This is a genomic window from Streptomyces sp. NPDC052042 (assembly GCF_044548345.1).
Lineage (GTDB): Bacteria > Actinomycetota > Actinomycetes > Streptomycetales > Streptomycetaceae > Streptomyces.
The window spans coordinates 1-18769 of the sequence record NZ_JBIUBU010000052.1 but is presented as its reverse complement, the minus strand read 5'-3'; the positions used below and the strand labels follow the sequence as shown (position 1 = coordinate 18769).

General features: G+C 67.8%; 8 protein-coding genes and 1 pseudogene. 5 read left to right on the top strand and 4 right to left on the bottom strand.

What is annotated here, in order from left to right:
• Positions 1 to 513 precede the first annotated feature (513 nt).
• The 4 genes and pseudogenes from ACIHCL_RS36050 to ACIHCL_RS36035 all read left to right on the top strand — a co-directional run bounded on the left by ACIHCL_RS36050 (position 514) and on the right by ACIHCL_RS36035 (position 5872).
• On the top strand, positions 514 to 1755 hold the full coding sequence (locus ACIHCL_RS36050; protein ID WP_399868715.1) for a DNA-binding protein: 1242 nt from the start codon (positions 514 to 516) through the stop codon (positions 1753 to 1755).
• Between the two features lie 173 nt (positions 1756 to 1928).
• Positions 1929 to 2399, top strand: a pseudogene (locus ACIHCL_RS36045) (TnsA-like heteromeric transposase endonuclease subunit); the annotation flags it as partial.
• A gap of 390 nt (positions 2400 to 2789) precedes the next feature.
• Positions 2790 to 4829, top strand: coding sequence for a Mu transposase C-terminal domain-containing protein (locus ACIHCL_RS36040; protein ID WP_399868719.1), 2040 nt, complete (start codon positions 2790 to 2792; stop codon positions 4827 to 4829).
• Positions 4823 to 5872 (top strand): TniB family NTP-binding protein, encoded by a 1050-nt coding sequence (locus ACIHCL_RS36035; RefSeq protein ID WP_399868713.1) that lies wholly within the window; start codon positions 4823 to 4825, stop codon positions 5870 to 5872. Before ACIHCL_RS36040 ends, ACIHCL_RS36035 begins: the two co-directional genes overlap by 7 nt.
• A gap of 105 nt (positions 5873 to 5977) precedes the next feature.
• On the opposite strand, the gene ACIHCL_RS36030 is transcribed toward ACIHCL_RS36035, so the two are convergent.
• On the bottom strand, positions 5978 to 6253 hold the full coding sequence (locus ACIHCL_RS36030; RefSeq protein ID WP_399868711.1) for a group II intron maturase-specific domain-containing protein: 276 nt from the start codon (positions 6251 to 6253) through the stop codon (positions 5978 to 5980).
• Between ACIHCL_RS36030 and ACIHCL_RS36025 the strand changes: the two genes are divergently transcribed.
• Positions 6248 to 6565, top strand: a complete 318-nt coding sequence (locus ACIHCL_RS36025; RefSeq protein ID WP_399868710.1) for an integrase core domain-containing protein — start codon at positions 6248 to 6250, stop codon at positions 6563 to 6565. The genes ACIHCL_RS36030 and ACIHCL_RS36025 overlap by 6 nt on opposite strands.
• A 342-nt stretch (positions 6566 to 6907) precedes the next feature.
• Here ACIHCL_RS36025 and ACIHCL_RS36020 read toward each other — a convergent pair whose 3' ends face one another.
• The 3 genes from ACIHCL_RS36020 to ACIHCL_RS36010 form a co-directional block, all read right to left on the bottom strand.
• Complete coding sequence (locus ACIHCL_RS36020; protein WP_399868708.1) at positions 6908 to 7360, bottom strand: hypothetical protein; 453 nt, start codon at positions 7358 to 7360, stop codon at positions 6908 to 6910.
• The gene (locus ACIHCL_RS36015; RefSeq protein ID WP_399868707.1) at positions 7347 to 13730 is read right to left on the bottom strand and encodes an RHS repeat domain-containing protein; all 6384 of its coding nucleotides are present in this window, start codon (positions 13728 to 13730) and stop codon (positions 7347 to 7349) included. Before ACIHCL_RS36015 ends, ACIHCL_RS36020 begins: the two co-directional genes overlap by 14 nt.
• A gap of 116 nt (positions 13731 to 13846) precedes the next feature.
• Positions 13847 to 18097, bottom strand: coding sequence for a LamG-like jellyroll fold domain-containing protein (locus ACIHCL_RS36010; RefSeq protein WP_399868717.1), 4251 nt, complete (start codon positions 18095 to 18097; stop codon positions 13847 to 13849).
• Positions 18098 to 18769 lie beyond the last annotated feature (672 nt).

Sequence of the window (18769 nt, the reverse complement as noted above, 5' to 3'; positions counted from 1 at the left end):
GACAGCAGGCCCTGTCCCAACTATCCCCATGACCAGGCATCCAGCACCCTGTCCCGCTGACACCCACCCAACGCCACCAACGCGCCCACTCACACATCTGCTGGCAAAACGGGGGGTACCAGTCCGCGTCGTCTGACCTCGGAGCACTGACACGTTCACTCGACCATGCAACAGCGCACTGTCCAAGGGGGGACTATGCAGGGGACCTCTCCATCCGAGGGCGGGAGTGCATCACGGGCCGTGGCTCTGGCCGTGCAGGCCTGGACGTGCCGGGGAAAGCGCTGGGTAAGCGGCCTATCGTCGTCACTCAACGGCCGCGTGGCCCGCCCGGCCGGGACTGCAACCAGGACCAGCGGCCACCGAGCACGCCCCTCTCAGCTGCAAAAGTGCCCGAGCGAGACGGCAACACGGCACTGTAATGGAGTGACACATCACCCCGGCCTACTGCGAACCGCTCCCCTACAGGGGGAGACGACTTCGTCGCTGATCTGCCGCATCGCGAGCCGCTACGGGATGGAAGCGAACGTGTTGCGGTTGTGCTGGAAGTGGCGCAACTACCAGCCTGGGCACGACGGCGGGGGCGCGCGGGCCGACGCCGAGGTGCTGCTGAACGCAGCCGGACGACAGCTCCTGGCAAGTTTGTGCGGCGTCACCGAAGACGTGCTGGCGCGGGCGTTGCCGTCCTGGGGACAGGAGGATGCCAAGCTGCCGGGCGGGGAGGCTGGGGGGCCTGCGGCAGCATGGCGGATCGGCGGCGCGGTCGCCGGACCAGCGGCATTCGGCTGCCGCCTGTGCACGGCCCGGCGTACCGGGGCGGTCGTGCAGGTCGTGCGGTACGCGCCGCGGTGGGAGCGGGTGTGCGTGCGGCATGGGCGGTGGCTGCTGGACGCGGACGCCAATCAGCCGCTGGACCATCTCGATCTGCGTGGCCTGCCGGAGGTGGTGGCGGCGCAGCAGCGGTGGGTCTCGGTGTCGCGGCGGGCGGTGCGGGCTGGTACGGAGCCGGAGCGGGTGTTCGCGCTGGCGCGGGCGGTGGTGGCCCGGTGGTGGGAGCAGGCCCTGCAGTGGGAGCGGGAGACGATCTGGCCGCGGCGCTTGTATCAGGTTGCGGGCGGGGATGCCGGGGGTGATCTGGAGTGGTGGCGGATTGTGGGGCGGGACGCGGTTGTCTTCCCGGAGGTGGTGGCGGTGGCCGACGCGCTGCTGGACCAGGCCATGGCCGAGCTGGTGTGGGTGGACAGTGGTGCCGGGCGGCCGCGGGCGCTGCCCGCCGACGGGGTGTTCTGCCGCCGGCTCGGTGAGCGACTGGGGCGGGGATGGCTGGGGCCGCTGGCCGCGACAGACCACGGCGGGCCGCTCATCGCGTGGATGGGCAGCGTGATCCGCCTTCGCCGCGGCGCCGGCGGGCCGCCCGGGTACGACAACGACCCGTGGTGGCTGCGCCAGGAACACCAGGCTGCGACCATGGCCGGCCAGCTGCGGGTGCTGGGCAAGGAGAAGAAGGCACCCGGTTCGGGGACGATGTGGCGGGCTGCGGTACCCGCCGAGCAGCGGATGCTGATCACCAGCGCTATCGACAGCGTCGAGGAGCAGTTGCTGCAGCTGCGCGGGGTGCAGAGCGGGCCGACCGCCGACGTCGCCCGGCGGCTGCTGCGCGGTCTCGGTCACAGTGCCGGTCTGGTCGAGGCGGCCTGGAAACGGACGGCAGTGGCGGCGGTGAACGGCGGGGTGCCGCTTGAGGAGGTGGCCCGGTAGGTGGACATGCCCGTTGAAACGCTCAGCCAGATGCTGACGGCGGGCAGGCAGGAGAGCGGCGGCTGAGAGCACTGTGCCGAGGGGCGGGTCGGCTGTTAGCCGATACGGCACTCGTTCGTGGCAGAAACACTGAAAACGGCGATGCTTTCGGCGGGAGCGGCTTGGCTGGCGCGATGACCAGCACAGAAGCGGCCCGGCACCGGAGCCGGGCAGGGCGAGCGGCCGTGGACCAGGGCGGCGGGTTCGAGGCGGTGTTCCTCGACCCGGTGGGGCAGGCGGTGCAGCAGCGGTGGGCGGATGCCGCCATGACCGTGGCGTTCGAGGACTTGCCGCCGGTGTCGGCGTTCCCGGTGGTCCCGGGGCGCCGCTGGGGGCCGGGCCTGTGGTGGTCGGCGACCACCGGGCGGCACGTGGCCGCGGGGTCGAACGCGATGCGCGTCCAGCTGATGGTCCTGGACCGCGACCCGGACGTGACGGGCCTGGCGGGGCGGCCGGTGCGGCTGCTGTGGCGTGATCTGCGCGGGCAGGTGCGTTCCTGGGTGCCGCAGCTCTTCACCCGGCGTGCAGACGGCACCGCGCTGCTCGCCGACTGCCCCAGCTACCCCGACGCCGGCGACGAACGCGCCCGGGGCGCCGCCCAAGCCGTAGCGGAAGCGTGCGCGCACATCGGCTGGACCTACCAGCGCCTCCCACCGCTCCCGCCTGGCCGCCAACCTGAAATGGCTGGCCGGCTACCGCCACCCCCGCAACGCCGGCCGGCCCGGCCTGACGGCGTCCGTCCTGGAGGCGTTCGCGCGGCCGCGGCCGCTGATCGAGGGCACCGGAGCGGTCGGCGACCCGATCGAGGTCCTCCCCTGCGTCTTCCACTCCCTGTGGCACGGACAGCTGACGGCCTGCCTGGACACGCCGCTGCACGAACGCGTCCCCGTCGGCCCGCAGGGCTGGAGCAACCCCGAGACGGGAGATGCCGGGTGACCGCGCGGCGCAATGCCCGGCCGGCCGTGAAGGTCGGTGCTCACGTCCGCTTCCGTGGCATGAAGTGGCAGGTGGTCGCCCTGTCGGGACAGGACATCCACCTCGTCGGCCCGGACGGCGGCGGCGAGGCCGTGCTCACCGGGCACCTGTTCGCCGACCCCGGCTTCACCGTCATCGGGGCCGACTCGCCCCAGGCGGCCCCGCAGTGGGGGCTGTTCGAGACCGCCCCCGCCGCCGCGCGTGAGAAAGCGCTGGCCTGGCAGCGGCACGTAAGGGAAGTCGAATGCGGGCTGCCCGGCGGGCCCGGCAGCGACGGGGCAGTGCGCGAGCAGTACGACGCCGAGCGGCACACGCTGGCCGAGCGGGAGCAGGCCAAGGCCGAGGAACTGACCGCGCTCGGCTTCGGCCGGATGTCGCGCACCACGGTGCAGCGCATGCGGCTCGCCTACCGCAAGCAAGGCCTGTGGGGGCTGCTCGACCACCGCACCACCCGCGCCTCCAGCCCTACCGGGCGGGCCGACGAGCGGGTCGTCGCCGCCGTCCGCGAGGCGCTGCGCCGCCGCGGCCGCTCCCGGGGCACCATCAACGGCCTGTTCCCGCTCATCAACCAGATCCTTGAGGACCGGCACGGCCCCGGTACGGTGCCCGCGCCGTCACAAGCCACGCTGTACCGGCTCGTCACCGCCCTGGCCCGGCCCGGCGAACTGCCCACCAAGCCCGTCCGGCAGGTGCCGGCGAGCGTCGACGGGCGGGCCTTCACCCCCGCCACGGCGCTGCGGCCCGGTGAACAGGTCCAGGTCGACACCACCCGCCTGGACGTCCTGGCCCTCTTCGACGACGGGCGTCTCGCGCGGCCCGAACTGACCATCGCCGTCGACGTCGCCACCCGCGCCATCCTCGCCGCCGTGCTGTGCCCGAGCGCGACCAAGGCCGTGGATGCGGCCTTGCTGCTGGCGGAGATGGCCGTCCCGCACCCCGCCCGGCCGACCTGGCCCGACATCCTGCGCATGGACCACGCTCCCGCACTCCCCCACCGGCGGCTGGCCGCGCTGGACGAGCGCCTGGCCGGCGCGGCGGCCCGGCCGGTCGTCCTGCCCGAGACGATCGTCGTCGACCGGGGCAAGGTCTTCGTCTCCGCCGCGTTCACCGCCGCCTGCGAGCATCTCGGCATCAGCGTCCAGCCCGCCCCGCCCCACGCCCCCACCGCCAAAGGCATCGTCGAGCGGACCTTCGGCACCATCAACGCCCTGTTCTGTCAGCACCTGCCCGGCTACACCGGCTCTGATGTCACCCGCCGCGGCCCCGACATCGAGAAGGACGCCTGCTACAGCGTCCCCCAGCTCCAAGACCTGCTTGATGAGTGGCTGGTGCACTACCACCACCGGCCCCACGAAGGCCTGCGCCACCCGATGATGCCCCGCAAAGCGCTCACCCCGAACCAGATGTGGGCCGCCCTCGTCGCCGCCGCCGGACACGTGCCTGTCCCGCTGACCGGCCGCGACTACCTCGAACTGCTGCCTGTGCGCTGGCAGGCCGTCACCGCCTCCGGCATCCGCATCCACCACCGCACCTACGACGCGGACCTCCTCGCCCCCTACCGCGGCCAGCCCTCCCCCGTCGCCGGCCGGGGCGGGAAATGGGAGATCCACTACAACCCCCACGACGTCCGCCAGATCTGGGTGCGTCTACCCGACGGCGAGCTGACCGAGATCCCGTGGATCCACCGCGATCACGTCCACCAGCCGTTCAACGACCACACCTGGCAGCACATCAGAACCCTCACGCTGCACAGCAACCACGGCGACGCCGAGCAAGAGGAAGCCGATCTCGCTGACGCCCTCGACCAGCTCATGCGCCGCGTCCACACCGGCCACGCCACCACAGCCGAACAAGCCCTCATGGCCCGCACCGCTCACATCCCGCTCCCCACAGCCCGCCATCCAGAACACGACACCGAAACACCCGCCGACGGTCTGGCGCAGCGCGACGAGGACGACAGCATCGACGACCTCGACGACGTGCCCGACGACGACTTCAGCCCCGTCCCGGCCACCGGATTCGGGCTCTACGACGCGCACGAGGAAGCCGACAAATGGTGAACCCGAGCCCGCAGAGCGCGAGCAGCACACCACCCGACACCAGCGACAGTGGTGCGGCCGAGCCGTCCTGGCCGCTGACCACCTGGCAAGGCTGGCAGCGCTTCGCCACCACCCACCCCGTCACCCCGCCTCAGCCAGGCGACCCGCCCCGCAGCACGGAAGAACGCCTCGCCTATCACTCCGCGTTCGTCACCATCCGCACCCCGGCAATCAGCACCCTCGCCACCCAGGTCCGCACCCTGATGATTCTCGGCCGCCACCAGCAGACCACCGCACGGCCCTCCCTGATCGTCACAGGACCCGCCGCAGCCGGGAAAACCACCGCCCTCCTCCACGTCGGCCGCGCCTGCCACCTCGCCCACATCCGCAAAGACCCCGCACCGCCCGGATCAGCGCACACTGCGGCACCCGTCGCGTACGTCCTGGTCCCGCCCGGCGCCACCGCGAAAACCCTCATCACCGAATTCGCCCGCTACCTCGGCATCCCCGTCGCTGCCCGCATGACCCAGACTCAGATCACCGACGCCGTCTGCCACACCTACACCGCCGCCGGCGTCCAACTCGTCCTCATCGACGAGATCCACCGCCTCAACCCCCGCACCACCACCGGCGCCCAAACCGCCGACCTGATCAAAGACCTCACCGAACGCCTCCCCGCCACGTTCGTGTACGCCGGCATCAACGTCACCGACACACCCCTCTTCACCGGAGTCCGCGGCGCCCAGCTCGCCGGACGCGCCACCCTCGTTGGCTGCGGCCCCCTACCCGCCCGCCACGGCCAACGCCAACCATTCCGCGACGTCATCACCGACATCGAGAACGCCCTCGACCTCCACCACCACAAACCCGGCGCCCTCCCGGCCCACGCCCCCTACCTCCACCAACGCACCGCCGGCCGCATCGGATCCCTCACCCGCCTCATCCGCCAAGCCGCTATCACCGCCATCCACGACGGCACCGAACGCATCACCAAGGCGTCCCTTGAGGCCATCCGTCTCGACCACCTCGCCGAAACCCACCACTGCCCCACCCGAACCCGCTAACCCCACCCACGACCAGGCAGAACGCCCTAGCGAGTAGCCGGGAGGGATCTCACCTCCCGGCTCTCTCAGAACCGTGCGTGAACCTCTCGATTCACACGGCTCCCATCATCCGGTCGTTCGAGGTCGGAGCAGTTTCCAGTGGGCGAAGAGCCCCGGGTAGAGCCTGGCTGTCTTCTCCAGGCCCTGCCATGCCCGGCTTCGGCGTCGCCGGAGCCGCTTGTACTTCTGCATGGCCCATCGCATCAGATAGTGATCGATGCCCTTCAGGCTCGGGACCAACGCGGACGGATAGAACCGGCCGTAGTAGTTGATCCATCCCCGCACGACGGGGTTGATCTCCCGTGCGAGGTCTGCCAGGGACGATCCACTGCGCAGGTGCAACCGCGCCAGTACACCAGTTTCCGGCTGGCCGAGCACCTGGACGCGGCCGGCATCGCGGCCTCGATCGGCTCCGTCGGCGATGCATACGACAACGCCCTGATGGAGAGCACGATCGGCCTGTTCAAAACCGAGTTGATCAAGCCGCAGCGGCCTTGGAAGACCCTCTCCCAGGTCGAACTGGCCACCGCCGAGTGGGCCGACTGGTACTGCCACCGACGCCTGCACGGTGAGACAGGCCACGTCCCACCCGTCGAGTACGAGACCAACTACTACACGGAACTGACAAAACCCCAGGTCACAACCACAATCTGAGGATCTCTACCGAACCCGGGGCGGTTCACTACTTGCAGCAAGCAAGGCCGTCACCAGCTATCACAACCGCTGAAGAATCGAGGTTACTCGTGCGCGAGGCGATCTCGCGATGGAGCAGCCGAGTTGGGCTGCCCGGCCATCAACACGGAAGGCCCCGGCATCGGGGCCTCCTGTTGCTCTATGGATTCGGTACCCACGAGCTATTCAGGAGGCCCCGTCTTCATACCCTGACAGGGACAGGATCGCCCAACCGGGGATCCGCGTTCGACCGCAACCGTTCAAGATCGAAAAGGTGTCGACTTCTCAGTCACCGATCGGTGGATCCAGGTTGAAGCGGCCGTGTTACGGGCTTGCTTTAGTGAAGTCCAGATCCTTTTTGTACATATCCGGATCACGCAGGTGCAGAATAAGGTCGCCGGGCTGCTGATATATATAGAAAAGGCTCCCAATTCCCCCTTTCCCGCAGACGCCCGCAGGGAATTCCAGCGCAATCACACGCGAACCACCCATCCGGGGAAACCTTACGCTCCATGTGCCGCGCAAGGGTTCGTCCGGAATTTCCGTAGAGCTCGGGGTTACCTCATTGCACGTGATGTTCGTGAGCGTCACAGTACCGTTCTTCTCGAATTCAGCTGTCCTGCCATCGGCCGCATGCCAGGTGCCAGTGACTTCGGAAACGGATGGGTTGCGCGAACCCTCGATGTTTTCTAGTTCCCAGGCGCAAGCAGCCATGACGGGAGCCAGTGCGAGAAGGGTCGCCGCTCTGAGCCGCGCGCGGAGCTTATCTGAACTCAATGGTCTCACTCCAAGAGACAGTGACGTCGACGTCCCGCTGTCCTTGAGGGAAGTCCCGCAAAAGCCCATCGAATATGAACTTGAGCGCAGGATTGGCCTCACCCTTTTTATAGCCACCCCCTGTCGGACTTCGCATCCCGGATTCCCGGTTCACGGTGTCAGTGACAGTGAAGCCTACCTCGGCCGACCCGCTCTTCTGGTTCATCGACTTGACCTCCACGTCCAAATAATACGACCCGAGTACTGAGCTGGTAGCATTCGCGAAGTTACCGTCGGTCGCATCGGAGTACGTGCCCAATGTTCCCACAGCGATGCCATCTTCAAGAATCTGGGTCAACTTCTGTGCCTGGGACAGCTTCGACATTTTACGGTCGTACGACTTCACATTGCCGACCTTCATGCCCTTCAGGTCGGTGGCAAGCATCTTCTTCACCTGCTTGATCCAGCGCTGTCGCTTCAGCTCTGCACCGAACGCGTCCTGGTCTGTGAATGTCCAGTGTTGGGGCGCCGTTCCCACCAGCCATGCCTCAAGGATGGTAGCCGAGTTGACCGTCGTAACCTGGCGGGGAACTCCATTCCTCCAGAGACTCAGGTTCAACTGGCACGCCGCATTGCAGGTCGGCTGGCCCTTGGCGCTGCTGGTGGTGGGCTTCTTCGTGCTGGTGCCGGTGTTTTTCTTCTTGTTGGTGCTGACTGGGATGCCGCTGCGGCACTCGATCAGTCCTTGGAGGCACTCGGGGACGGCGAGGCCGGACGGGTCTGCGAAAGTCGCTGGGTTCTGGGTCGCGTACGCGTAGCCGTTGAGGGTCTGTGGCTTGTCGGTTTCCAGAAGGGGGTCGACGCTGATGAAGCGGCCCAGGGTGGGGTCGTACTCGCGGGCGCCGAGGTGGGTCAGGCCGGTGGTTTCGGTGTCGTCGGTGCCGCCGACGAAGCCCTTGGTGCCGGGCCAGTCGGCCGGCGCAGTGCCGCGGGTGCCGCCGAAGGGCAGGGTGCGGCGCTGGACGAGCTGTTGGGTGGCCGTGTCGACGGCGAGTTGGGCGGTGCCGTGGTGGTCGGCGATGGTGACAGAGACGCTGCCGTCGTCCTTCTGGACGGCCTGGTGGCCGCCGCCGAGGTCGAAGTAGCGGGTGGCCTTGGGAGTGCTGGAGCCCTTGGCAAGGGTGATCTCGGTACCGCCGAGGTAGACGGTGGTACCGATCGGGGTGCGGCTGATCAAGCGGTCGCCCTCGGCGTCGTAGAGGTACTCCGTGACCTTGTCACTGCCATCCGCGCCCGGTTCGGTCACCTTGGCCAGGTGGCCTTCGGCGTCCCAGACGAGAGTCTGGGTGGTACCTGCCCGGGTGCGGGTGGTGGTGTTGCCCGTCTCGTCGTAGCCGTAGGTGTCCTTCGCTGTGCCGCTCGGGCCGGTCATGGTGACCGAGGTCAGCGTGTGCGGCTGCGCCTGGCCCGCGCCCGGGTAGGCGTAGGTACGCATAGTGTCCTTGGTCGCGTCTCCGGTGGTGTCGTGGAGTGTTTCCGTCGCGCGGTTGCCGGTCTTGTCGTAGGTGTAGGAGTGCCAGTACGGGGCCGGGCCCCCCAGCACACTGCCGCTGGGCGCGGTGGCGCAGGTGGTCGTGTTCTGGGTCCAGGCCTCGGTCAGGCGGCGCAGGCCGTCGTAGGTGAAGCACTGGGTGTCGGTGCCGGAACGGGAGACGTCCGACACGGACAGCACGTTGCCTTCCTCGTCGTAGCGGTAGGTGTTGTGCTGGTCGACGCCCGCGATGCCCTCGCGGTCCACGCGGGAGGTGGCCAGGCGCCGGGTGCCCCACTCATAGGTGTTGCTGACCTCGATCGGCGTACTGTCGCTGTTGGACAGCAGGTACTGCAGTGGCTTGCCAGTCAGGCTATAGCTGGTGGCGGCCTTCACGCCCTGGCTGCTGCCCATGGAGATCAGACGCTGGGTGGCGTCCTCGTAGGTGTAGGCCACCGTCGTCGCGGCCAAGGATCCGGCCTTCGGGTAGCCGATGCCTCCTACGAGACCGGAGACCTTGTAGGAGGTCGATGACAGGTAGGTGCCGGCCAGGGCTCCCTCGGAGGCCGGAACGGTGACGGACGTGCGCAGCGTGCGGTAGAGGCGGTCGTAAGCGACGACCTTGGTGGTGTAGGCGTTGCCGTCGTCGTAGCGGGTGGACTCGGCCAGGTGGCCCTTGGCGTTGGTGACGGTGTCGTAGGTCCAGGTGGCGCGCAGTTTGCCGGTGGCTGAGCTTTCGCGCAGTTCGGTCTGGCGGCCGAGGTTGTCGTAACCGTGCCACAGGGCTGGACTGCCTGGACGGGCGTCCTTGGTAGTGGTCAGCTGGCTGAGATCGTCGTACTCGCTGAGCGTAGTGCCCTTGTCCGGATCCGTCGTCCTGGTCTGCCGACCCAGCAGGTCGTAGGTGTACGACCAGGTGTTGCCTGCCGGGTCGGTGAGCTTTGCCAGCTCGCCGCGCGGCGTGTAGGCGTAGGCGGTGGTGTCGTACGTGGCACTCGCGCTGCGGGTGTGGTGCTGGCGCAGTTCGGTGGTGTGGCCGTGGGCGTCGGTGAGTGTAGTGGTAGCGGTACCGCCGACGGGCGGGATGACCGTGGTGCGGTCGCCGCCGTGGATCGTCTTGGTGGTGGACAGTACGGTGCCGCCGTCGCCGTTTCCGGCGATCTGCTTGGCCTCGGTCTGACGTCCCAGGCCGTCGTAGGTGTAGCGGTTCTGCGTCTCCACGCCCAGCGCGTGATCGTCATCCGGCTTGATCAGGGTCGTGGAGGGTGCGCCGTCGGCGTAGTAGGTGGCGAACTCCTTCTCTGTCAGGCCGCGTTCATCGTAGAAGGTGTCGGCCAGCAGGCGTCCGCCGTCGGGTCCGGGGTCCTGGGTCTGGCGGGTGCGCAGGAAGCCGTCGTAGAGGGTGTAGGAGGTGCGCTGGGCGCCGTTGTTGTCCAGTGTCCTGGTGCCGACCGCGACCGGTTGGTCGTCGGTGATGGTGTAGGTGAACTGGTAGGTCGGGGTCTGGCTGGTGAGTCGGTCGGCCAGCCACACCTTGGTCGCGCGGCCTAGGGCGTCGTAGGCGAAGTCGGTGGCGTTGTTGTTGGTGTCGGTCTGCTTCTGGGGCAGGCCGCGGAGTATGTCCTGGATGGTGGTTGTGGTCTGGGCGGTGGCCGCATTGCCCGTGGTGGCCGGGGGCGTGGTCACCTTCACCTCAGTGGCGAAACCTGCGGCTGGCGTACGCTCGGTCGTAGTGGTCCGGCCATCTCCACGCGCGGTGCGGGTGAGTGCGCCGGCGCCGGTGACGGTCACGTCGGCGGTCAGGTCGGTGCTGGTCAGCTCCCGGCCGTAGGCGTCGTAGGTGGCTCCAGACTCCAGGTACACCGCGGTGGTGCCGTTGTACTTCTTCAACATCGCGCTGGCCGTCGCGTCCCCCTTCGTGGGGGCGGCATCGTATGCGCCGCCGTCGTAGGCGGTGCGCACGTCGGACATCACGTCCGCAGGACGGCTGACAGTCGCGTCGCAGGCCTTCGACACCGCCTCGACGCGGGACGGGAGGGTGAGGATGTTCTTGCCGGTGTTGGTGGCATAGGTGGTGCGAGTGCAGGTGTTATCAGCGGCGGTGCTGGTGTCGCCGCGGTCGTCGACCTGGGTGACGCGCCCGGCCACTGTGTCGAACTCGTTGCTGGTCTCGGTGGTGCGCCACTTCGCGCCCGCCCCGTTGTCCAGAGAGGTCCAGGACGTGGTGGTCTTGGTGCCCGCGAAGTTAGCGGTGACGGTGCCCCAGCTGCGCGTCTTCTTTGCCGTCTCGTGGTGCCAGGGCCGACTGACCGTCTTGACCAAGATCTTACCGCCTGGGCCGGAGTAGCTGACGGCTTTGTAGGCGAAGCCGGCCGCCGACTCGTGGTCGGTGATCGGGTCGCCCTCACCGGCGCCCAGGGTGACACTCACCGACTTCGTACCGCCGCTGGTGTCCTTGCGGTCGCCGTCCATGCCCCGCAGGAAGTAGGTGTCCTGCTGCGACTTCATCGCCGACGCGCCGCCCTGGCCGCCGGTCCGCACCCGGACCTTGCCGTAGCCGCGCCACTGCGACCAGGTCTTGAACTTCTCCTTGGTCAGGCCGTTGTCATCGTCGTAGTGCCAGGCCGCCCCGCCCAGGTACTGGTAGGTGGTGACTTCATCCGGTGCCCCGCCGGTCCGGTCGGTGGCGGTGACGGAGGTGACCACGTACTTGTTGAACCACTGCCGCTCGGGGTCGTCCGAGGTGCTGCCGCCGATGTACTGCGGGAAGCAGCGGGTGGTGTTGGTCTGCGGGGTCGGCAGTGCGGCGAAGTCGCAGGCGGGTTCGGAGTAGTTGACGTCGATCTGGCCGCCGGATTCGTCCGCGACCGTGGACAGCCGGGCCTTGATGAACGGCGGGTAGCCGTCACCGGTCCTGTCGAGGCGGTTGGCCAACTGGGTGTAGGCGAAGGTCGTCTTCGGCAGGGTGATGGCAGGGGCTACGGTGCGGCCCGTGCGCTGGACCGAGTCGAGCAGCAGCTGGTAGTCGATGTCGGCCATGCCCCAGCGGTGGGTCAGCTTCCAGGAGTCGACGTTCTGGTAAGTGCTGCCGTTCCAGACCTGGGTGGTCACTTCGCTGAGCCGCTTTCGGGTGAAGAAAACGGGGGAGAGGCGGCCCTTGTCGCAGTCCTTGCCCGCGTCGCAGTTCAGGTCCCAGGGCGTGTCGTACCAGTAGGCGGCGTCCTTGCCGATGTCGGTGCAGGTGGTGGAGGAGTCGGGCAGGCAGCGCTCGGCGTCAGTGAAGTCGACCTTGGCAAGCGCCTTCGTGCCGTACATGGAGGAGGACTTCAGGCCGTACTCGATCCGGTCCAGGGTGCCGCCGCGCACGTAACGGGTGTTGTCCTTGGCCTTCAGATTGCGGCCGTAGGAGTTGGTCTCCTGGTTGTAGTAGTACGCGATGGCGTTGCCGTGTACATCGACGGCGTAGTCCAGGTTCCACCGCCAGGCCTGCTGGCACCAGGAGTCGGCGAATGCGGAGGCGTGGCAGGGCTCACCGGCGTCGTTGCCGAAGACCGGCACGGTCCAGGTGGAGTTCGTGGCTGGCTTGCCGTCCGCCCAGCCCGGCAGCCGGTTGTAGCCGAAGTAGTACTGGGTGCCGGCCGGGTCGGTCAGCCGCCAGTACTCGCCGTCGTTGTCACCGTTGCCACGGGCAGTGGAGGTCAGCCGGTCGATCTTGGTGCCGTCGTCGTCCTTCAGCTTCCACGAGTTGGTCCCGTTGGGAACCAACTCACCGCCCTTGCCGTTGAACGTCAGGAACGCATTGTCGTATGCCCAGCACAGGTCACCGGGCTTGCTGCCGTCCGCGTTCTTCACACCGTCCTCGGCACACGACTTGTAACGGCGCTCGATGAACCCTGGCCAGAAGTCGAACCCGTCACCCACCCACGACGCCTGGTTGTTGGTGCTGCCGGTCCGGCCGTCGATGGAACCTGAGGAGTACGACAGCCCGACGTTCGGGGTCAGGCTGCCGGGGACGTCCGGTACCGGCATGTCGTACGACCAGGCGAAGTCACCCGTGTTCAGGTTCGTGTCCCAGGTCGCTGAGGGAGAGAGCGAGGTCGCCTTGTAGTCCCCGTTCTCGCTGCTCGTCTCCGCCACGGTGGCCAGCACCGTAGGGGGGCCGGCGCTGAGGGGCACGCTGGATGCGGTGAGAGTCTGCTTCTCGCTGTCGTTGACCGCCGCAACCGGCTTGCTGGTGCGGCACCGGGCCTCGTCCGGGGTGGTCAGCACGCACGCGGGCAGCTCCACCAGACTCAGCCGAGAGGCATAGCCACCGCCGTAGTTCTCCGCGAAACCAGAGTAGTCCAGCTTGGCCCGCACCCGGCCGACCCGACCGGTCAGTCCGTCCTTGCTGTCGGCCTTTGAACGCAGCGTGAACAGCAGCCCATCGACGTCTGCCTTCTTCGCCACCTCACGGCCAAGGACACGTGCCTCGACAGCACCGCTCGCCGACTCCGTGCCGGTGATACCCCGCGTGTCCAGCGTCAGCGGCAGCCCCTTGGCCCGGACAGCCATGGCGGCGGTTTCTTCCGCAGCGGAAGCCGGCAGCTCCATGACCGCCGTGGCCGCCTTCGGCCAAGCCGCGTCCGGAGGCGTCTGCGGAATACGCGGACCCTTCATCAGCGTGCGTGGCTTGGTCTCGACCACCGAGACAGATACGGGCTTCTCAGACTGGGGAAGGGCAGAGAGCCCCTTCCCGTCATCCGCCGCGACAGCGGGCTGTGCCATCCCTTGCAAGAGTGTGCCGACCATGACTGCGGCCGAGACCAGCGCGACTCTTCGCCGCAGTGTCCGAAACCGTGTGCTCGATCTACTGTTCATCCTGTCCTTCGTCCTTCACTGCAGGCCCCACCCTGCGCGTGGAACGCAGGGTGGGAGCGGAAGTTGTGCTTCGAGACGAGACGTCGTGGGGTCCCTGGCCGGAGCCCACGGTCAGGTCAGTCGCCGGCGGGCACGTCCGTCGCCATGCCCGGCAGTCCGTAAGCGAGTTGGGCGACCTGGGCTCCGGTGAGCACGCCCTGGAAGGCCCATATGTCCGAGATGGCTCCAGGCCAGTACTCGCCCCAGGTACTCGCCCCTGTCTTCGCCCGGCCGAGTTGCATTGGCTGAGCCGACTTGAACGAGAGCACGTCATCCGCCCACGAGAAGCTGTCCGTGCAGGCCGCATCGTCCGCGTCCGTGCACGCGACCTCTTCCAGCTCACCGTTCACGTACAACGACAGTTGCTTGGTGAAGCCGTCGTAGACCAGGGCCAGGTGGGTCCAGTCGGCCGGGCTGAAGAACTGGCCGTTGTCGACCTGGGCCACCGTGGCGCCGTTGCTGTCGGCCGACGCCACGGCGATGCGCCATCGACCCGGATCCCGGTCCGGATCGGCACTCGGCTCGTACCGCACCGCGAAGGCGTCCTGTGCCGTCCCCGGCATGCTGAGCAGGGCAACGCCCTTGTCCGGTACGGCCGCCGCCTGAGCCCAGGCGGCGACGGTGAAGCTGGTACCGGTGTCCACGGGCACCGCGGACGTCACCCCGTAGCCGCTGACGCCGTCCAGGCTCACGCCGCCGTCGACCCAGCCGGAGTCGAGCTGCGCACCGCCGTGCAACGTCATCCCGTTCCCCGACGCGGACGCGTCCGGCGTCACCAGCGGAGATCCCGATGCCGTCTCGAACGTCCAGCGCCCCTTCACGATCGGGCGCTGCCGGAACATCTGCTGGACCTCGTCGCCGGACACCGGTCGGTCGAACAGGCGCACGTCGTCGATCTGGCCGGGGAAGAACGAGTCGGGCTCGCCGTCGTAGAAGCCGGCACCGATCTGCACTGGGCCGTTCGCGGTCCAGTTGGCCTGCAGAGCCGTCTCGCCCGCCTTCACCCCGTTGACGTACAGGATCAGCTTGCCGACGACCGCGTCGTACACACCGACCAGATGCGTCCACGTATCTCCGTAGGCTGTCTGCCCCGCGGGTTGCATGGCCCGGACCGGTTTGGCGTCCGCCGTGTCCGCCGCGTACTGGTTGACCACCCACCTGTCGTAGGCAGAGGAGTAGTACAGCTCCATCCCCGGCTTGTGCGTGCTGGTCTGCGCGACGACGATCGCCGCGTGGTCCGGCTTGGTCTTCGGCAGTTTGGCCCACGCCGAAACGGCGAAGCTGCGTCGGTTGTCGAGCAGCGGCCGGTCGGTGGTGGCGTAACCATCGACGCCGTTCAGCGTCAGCGCCTTGCCCGCGACACCCGCCTGCCCGGAGGTGACGCCGCCGACGAACGTGGCCGCCGGCACCTCCGCCTTCCCGGCCAGCTGCGTCGCGTCGGCAGGCTCGTCCATCGAGAACACCGCCCGTGCCGGACGGCCCGAGGTGATCGGCTCCTTGCTGTACAGGCGTGTCACCTCACCGATCGACAGCGCGTCGTCGAAGATCTGCACGTCGTCGATCGCCCCGGGGAAGAAGGAGTCCAGCCTGCCGCCGTCATAGAAGCCGGCACCGATCTGAAGACCCCGGCGAGCGTCCCAGGGTGTGCTGTAGGGCGTGGTGCCGACCAGTGCACCGTTGACGTAGAGCTTCAACTCCTCGCTGGCCGCGCTGAAAGTGCCCACCAGATGTGTCCACTGCCCGGCCTGGACACCGCCCGGCGAAGGCGCCATGGCCCGCGCGATACCCGCTCCGGTGGCGTCGGCCTTGTACTGGTTGAACACCCAGCGGTCGTACCCCTTGGAGTAGTACAGCTCGAAGCCCGGGGCGTAATTGCCGGGCTGGGCGGCGATGATGGCCGCATGGTCCGGCACCGTCGACAGCTTCGCCCACGCGGAGACGGAGAACCCGTTCGAGGTGTCCACGGTGGGGATGTCACTGACCGCGTAGCCGTGCACCCCGTCGAACGACACCGCCGTACCCCTGGCCCCGGGCACGCCGGGTGTGGCGCCGCCGCGCAGCTCGAGCGTACGTTCCGGCGCCGAACCCACGGCCTGGCTCGCCCCCGCGGCCTCGTCCATCTGCCACATGGCCCGCTCCGGCTGTCCTGCCTTGACCCTGAACTGGTACGTGCGGACCTCACCGGCGTTCCCGGCCTGGTCGAGGGCCTGTGCGGTGACGAAGTTCAGGCCCGGCCTGGCCGGCAGCATCCGGATGATCTTCGCGGCACCCGCGGACGTGGTGATCGCGTTCTTCGAGGTGGGGTCGCCGTTGATGCCGTACCAGTACTTGGTCACATCGGTGTCGGCGGCCTTGAGCTCGAAGGTGCCGTACTTGCCCAGCCCGTCATACCACGGGTCCTCGGGGTCCTCCGGGTTCGAGGCCGGGTACTCGCCCGAGGTGATCGACGGCGCCTTGGGGACGCTGGTGTCGTAGGAGAAGTAGCAGGCCGTCGGATCGCCCGCATGCGACCACGGCGAGTACTGTGCCCCGTCGTAGCTGCGTACGTACCAGTTGATCTGCTTGTTCTGCGGCACATTGGACGGCAGGCTGATCGAGAAGCTGGACCCGGACTTCTTGAACGAGGTCAAGGCAGGCTTCCACCGTGCAATCAGCCCCTTGCCGTCCCCGGTGTCCCACTTCGCCTCGAACTGCACCGCGACGTTGTCGCCGTCCGGGTCGGTGATGTTGTTCGCGTAGATCTTGCCGAGCGTGCGCACGTGCGCGGCATCGGCAGGCCTCCTGCAGGTACCGCCGTACTCCATCGTCAGCTGCGACATCTTCACCTGCGGCGGCGGCCGGTTGTACCGCACCCGCAGATGCGCCTCGTTCGAGAACCGCTTCCACGCGTAGCCGTCGGTCTCACTGGCCGCCCGCAACCCGAACGTCATCGTCGCGCTCTTGTTGTTCGCAGCCGTCTGCACCGCCGACTTCACGTCGAACTCGGCGTCCTTGGCCGCACAGCCCGTGTAGCCGTAGGCGAACGACTTCGACGCCAACTGCCTGATCCAGAAGCCCGAGGCGTTCTGACTGTTCCATGTGGTCGAGGAAGAGATGTCCTTGGTCTGCCACAACTGCACGCTGCGCGCGCTGCAGGACGCCGACCAGGTGTTGTTGACCACGAACTCCGCCGCCAGGATCGACTTCCCCGCGAACGCAGAAGTCGGAATCCGGTAGAAGAGGCGCTTGGTGTCGTTCGGGGCGCAGTAGGACCAGTTGCAGTAGCCCAGACCGGCGTCCGAGGCACCGTTGAACTTCCACTGCGGGGACGACGCCCAGTACTTCGACGCCATAGTCCACGCCGACGCCTTCGGTGTGGACCACTGCGGGTCGATGTAGACGGGATAGGTGGTGTCGGCGCCCCTGAGCACGTCGGCGTCCGGCGTCAGCACCAGCTCGCCCTGACCAGCCGTCACCTCAACGCCCACTGGCGCAAGCTTGCCTGACTCCGCCGCGCCCGGCTCTCTGCCTCCATCCGCCTGCTCCGATTCCGCCGCGGCCTGCGCGCCGGATCGGACGGCGACGGGCTGCTCGCCCGTGCTGGAGTCCCACATCATCGGCTGCGGCGCCTCGAACACCGCGCCGGCCGCGCCCTTGTCGACGGCTTCCAGCCCGCCCTGGTTGGTCTCGCGCACGTCCAGCCCCGACGCCGAGAGCGTCAACCGCAGCTTGGCCAACTCCTCATTGGCAGCGGCCTCGGCCGTCTTCACCACCAACAGCTGGGTGAATCCGTCCTCCTGCGCGGTCATCCGCAGATCAACATCCGGCAGCACCGACGGGTACGTAGCCACCGCTCCTTCCAGCCGCGGCTTCGGCAGGTCGGTCGGCCACATCAGACTCAGCTCACGCCCGGCACGCCGCATACGTACCAAAGGTGCGCTCCCGCCGCCCCCGGAGAACTCCACGTCCACCGTCGCAGCTTTGGGCGCGACCGTTCCCTCATTCGTCGCCACCAGATCGGTGTCCACGCGCTTCCAGCCGCCCTGGCCACGGGCCCAGACCGGACGCAGATACTCACGCGCCTCCAAGTGGCCATCCGGCGTGGCGAACACCTCGCGGCTCTCCCCGCGCTGCCCAGAGATTTCCACCGGCTTCCCCGTGCGCTTGGCCTCCGCCAACGCGTCCGCCTCCGACACACCCTTGGCTGTGGGAGCGCCTTCCGTACTCCGCGGCGCGGCCGGTGTCGCGGCCGCAGCCTCACCGCCCAAGACCGGAACCGCCCCCACAGCCAATGTCACGCTCAGCAACGCCCCCACGGCCCTGCCCCCACCCCGCAACCGGGTCCACATTTTCACCACATCCCACCCACAGTGCTCTCACAGTCGTCTCCGGCAACTAAGACCTGCGGGTAAAGGTGAGGTCAACAGTTGGGAAAAGGGCATTTATGGACCAAGATCAAAAAGCGGATGTGACGATCAATACGTTTAGGTAACATAGTCAAGATCAAGTAAATCTCTAGGTTGCGGTGAAGCCCATTACCGCGGCCCGCCGCAAACCCACCCGAGCTTGCCGCGAGATCACAATGAGTAACGACTGCCTCGCATCGGTGCTTGCAAGTGAGCTACCTCGGTCACAGTCGGGACATCCTCTGACGCAGCTCCCAGCTCCGAGAGGACCCGGGGCTGAGCCCTCGTGACGCACAGCAACTGCCCGTACCTTGTACAGCGCAACCCTCCACCGGCCCCCGTTACCAGCGGGCCCGATCCACCAAGAACACGGGCGAGAAGGCCAGCACAACTCACGCAGCACCCGGCAAGAAGCCCGCCCCGAAGAAGCGCGCTACCAGCACGTCCAAGGGACGGATCGCTTGGCCAAGTCCAAGTTGTACGAGAAGTCCACCAAGGCTGGTGTCAAAGGGCGTTCCGGCATACTGACTTCGGCTCGTTAGGGTGATCTCTTTCGAAGTCCCTGATCGACCTGGGGCGTTGGCTGTATTCCGTGGTGTGTGAGATATGCGGATG

Excerpts from the sequence above, each read along its gene's own strand:
- ACIHCL_RS36010 (WP_399868717.1), bottom strand. The coding sequence starts at position 18,097 with ATGTGGACCCGGTTGCGGGGTGGGGGCAGGGCCGTGGGGGCGTTGCTG.
- ACIHCL_RS36040 (WP_399868719.1), top strand. The coding sequence starts at position 2,790 with ATGAAGTGGCAGGTGGTCGCCCTGTCGGGACAGGACATCCACCTCGTC.
- ACIHCL_RS36035 (WP_399868713.1), top strand. The coding sequence starts at position 4,823 with ATGGTGAACCCGAGCCCGCAGAGCGCGAGCAGCACACCACCCGACACC.
- ACIHCL_RS36050 (WP_399868715.1), top strand. The coding sequence starts at position 514 with ATGGAAGCGAACGTGTTGCGGTTGTGCTGGAAGTGGCGCAACTACCAG.
- ACIHCL_RS36015 (WP_399868707.1), bottom strand. The coding sequence starts at position 13,730 with ATGAACAGTAGATCGAGCACACGGTTTCGGACACTGCGGCGAAGAGTC.